Annotated in this window: 1 protein-coding gene; it reads left to right on the top strand. The window is 68.7% G+C overall.

Translation table 11 applies throughout. The features are described from left to right. Positions 1 to 3169 (top strand): SDR family NAD(P)-dependent oxidoreductase (locus ACH4TL_RS45740; RefSeq protein WP_398425544.1); only part of this gene is annotated, 3169 nt, incomplete at both ends.

Here is a 3169-nt window from a genome sequence, read left to right as displayed (position 1 = left end):
GGGCAGGGTGCGCAGCGGTTGGGGATGGGCCGGGAGTTGTATGGCCGGTTCCCGGTGTTCGCACAGGCGCTGGATGCCGTACTCGCGCACCTGGACGACTCGGTGCGCGGGGTGATGTGGGGCGAGGACGCGGAGGCCCTGAACAGCACCGGGTCGGCCCAGCCCGCCCTGTTCGCGGTTGAGGTGGCGCTGTTCCGGCTGGTCGAGTCGTTTGGGGTGCGGCCGGACTTCGTGGGTGGCCATTCGATCGGTGAGGTCGCGGCAGCACACGTGGCGGGTGTGCTGTCGTTGGAGGACGCGTGTGCTTTGGTGTCGGCGCGTGCTCGGTTGATGCAGGCGCTGCCTGCCGGTGGTGCGATGGTGGCGGTGCAGGCAACGGAGGACGAGGTCCGGCCCCAGTTGTCCGATCGGGTGTCGATCGCGGCGGTCAACGGGCCGTCGTCGGTGGTGGTCTCCGGTGACGAGGATGCTGTGCTGGAGGTTGCGGCACGGTTCGAGGCCGGCGGACGGCGTACGAGCAGGCTCGCGGTGAGTCATGCGTTCCACTCGCCACTCATGTCCTCGATGCTCGACGGCTTCCGTGCCGTCGTGGAGGGGCTGGAGTTCCGTGAGCCGGTGATTCCGGTGGTGTCGAATCTGTCCGGTGCCCTCGCTACGGCGGAGGAGTTGTGTTCGCCGGAGTATTGGGTGCGGCATGTGCGGGAGACGGTGCGGTTCGCTGATGGTGTTCAGGCGTTGTCGGATGCGGGGGTGGGGACGTTCCTGGAGCTGGGGCCGGACGGTGTGCTGTCGGCCCTGGTCCGGGAGTCGGCACCGGATGAGGCCGTGGTCGTTCCGGTGCTGCGTAAGGACCGTGGCGAAGAACTGGCTTTGGCCACCAGTCTGGCTCGTCTGCACGTGACCGGTGTGGGCGTGGACTGGCGGGCGTTTTTCACGGGCACGGGTGCGCGGCAGGTCGAGCTGCCCACCTACGCTTTCCAGCGGCAGCGGTATTGGCCTGCGGCTGTGGCTGCTCCGGGTGATGTGCGGGCTGCCGGCCTGGCCTCGGCTGAGCATCCGTTGCTGGGTGCGGCGGTGCCGTTGGCCGACTCGGACGGTGTGGTGTTCTCCGGTCGTCTGTCGTTGGCCTCGCATCCGTGGCTGGCCGATCACGTGGTGATGGGTCGCGTTCTGGTGCCGGGTACGGCGTTCGTGGAGTTGGCGATCCGGGCTGGTGACGAGGTCGGGTGTGACCGAGTCGAGGAACTGACCCTGTCCGCACCGCTGGTGTTGCCCGAGCGGGGCGCGGCGCAGATCCAGGTGTTCGTCGGTGAATCTGACGACTTTGGCCACCGGTCGGTGAAGATCTTCTCCCGGCCGGATGGCGCCGACGAACTGTCCTGGACCCAGCACGCCACGGGCGTGCTCGCTGCGGCGGACGAGCTGCCCGGGGTTGGGTTCGATGCCGCGGTGTGGCCGCCGGTTGGCGCCGAGCCGGTCGATCTGGACGGCTTTTATGAGAACCGGGCCGAGGCTGGCTTTGAGTACGGGTCGGTGTTTCGGGGGCTGCGGGCTGCTTGGCGGCGCGGTGATGCGGTGTTTGCCGAGGTTGCGCTGCCAGAAGAGGTTGAGCCCGGTGGGTTTGGTGTGCATCCCGCTCTGCTGGACGCGGTATTGCACGCGGGGGTGTTTGCAGGTGGCGACGAGGGCGCTGAGAACGGGGTGCTGCCGTTTTCCTGGGAGGGTGTGTCGTTGTTCGCCTCGGGGGCGACGACGGTGCGTGCTCGACTGTCGTACAGCGGGCAGGAAGCGATCAGGATCGCGGTCTCGGATGCGGCAGGCGCGCCGGTCGCTTCGGTGGACGGCCTCCTGGTCCGCCCGGTAACGGCCGGACAGTTCGGTGATGGCCAGATGGTCGGCCGGGATTCGTTGTTCCGGGTGGAGTGGGTCCCGGTGGCTGAGGGGGCGGTTGCCGGGCCGTCGGTGGTTGGGGTGGTCGGCCCGAATGGTGGCTTGAGCGATGGGTTGCGGGGTGCGGGGGTCTCGGTAGCGGGGTGCGTGGATCTGGCGGCCTTGGCTGTGGCTGAGGGTCCGGTGCCGGATGTGGTGTTGGCCGTGGTGGGGGCGGAGCGGCCCGGTGACGGGGTGGTGGAGTCCGTTCACGCCACGGTGGCGCAGGCTCTGGGCCTGGTCCAGAGGTGGTTGGAGGGGGAGCGGTTCGCTGGGTCTCGTCTGGTTGTGGTGGCGCGTGGTGCTGTCAGCGATCTGGCGGTGGCGTCGGTGTGGGGTTTGGTGCGGTCGGCGCAGTCGGAGCATCCGGATCGGATCACCTTGCTGGACCTTGGTGACGGTGCCGTGTCGGGGGCGGTGTTGTCGCGGGCGTTGGCTGTGGGTGAGCCGGAGTTGGCGGTGCGGGAGGGGCGGTTGGTGGTGCCTCGGTTGGCTCGGGTGGGTGTGTCCGACTCTGTGGTGCGGGTGTGGGGTGGCTCCGGTGCGGTGTTGGTCACGGGTGGTACGGGTGGTTTGGGTGCGGTGGTGGCGCGGCATCTGGTGGCCGAGCATGGCGTGCGGGATCTGCTGCTGGTGTCCCGGCGGGGGAACGATGCTCCGGGTGCGGCGGAGCTTGTGGCTGAGTTGGTGGGGTTGGGCGCGTGGGTTGAGGTGGTGGCGTGTGATGTGGCCGACCGGGATGCGTTGGCGGAGGTGCTGTCCGGGCGGGAGATTTCGGCTGTGGTGCATGCGGCCGGTGTGCTCGATGACGGTGTGATGGGTGCGTTGACTGCGGAGCGTGTTGCTGCGGTGTTGCGTCCGAAGGTGGATGCGGCGTGGCATCTGCATGAGTTGACGCGGGGCCTGGACTTGTCTGCGTTTGTGGTGTTCTCCTCCGTGGCGGGGACGTTGGGCAGCGCGGGTCAGGGGAGTTATGCGGCGGGGAATGCGTTCCTGGATGCGTTGGTGGAGTATCGGCGTGGCCAGGGGTTGCCGGGTGTGTCGTTGGCGTGGGGGCCCTGGGATCAGCCTGGCGGCATGCTCGGTGATCTGACTGCCGGTGATCGTGAGCGGATGTCGCGTGCGGGTCTGCCGCCGTTGTCTGTCGAGCAGGGTGTGGCGCTGTTCGATGCCGCTGTGGGGGCTGGGGAGCCGGTGGTGTTGCCGGTGCGGCTGGATCTGCCGGCGCTGCGGGCTCGTG

Origin of the sequence: Streptomyces sp. NPDC021115, assembly GCF_044333065.1 — a bacterium.
Lineage (GTDB): Bacteria > Actinomycetota > Actinomycetes > Streptomycetales > Streptomycetaceae > Streptomyces.
Note: the sequence above shows the minus strand (reverse complement) of the source record. Positions and strands in the feature narration are given on the sequence as shown.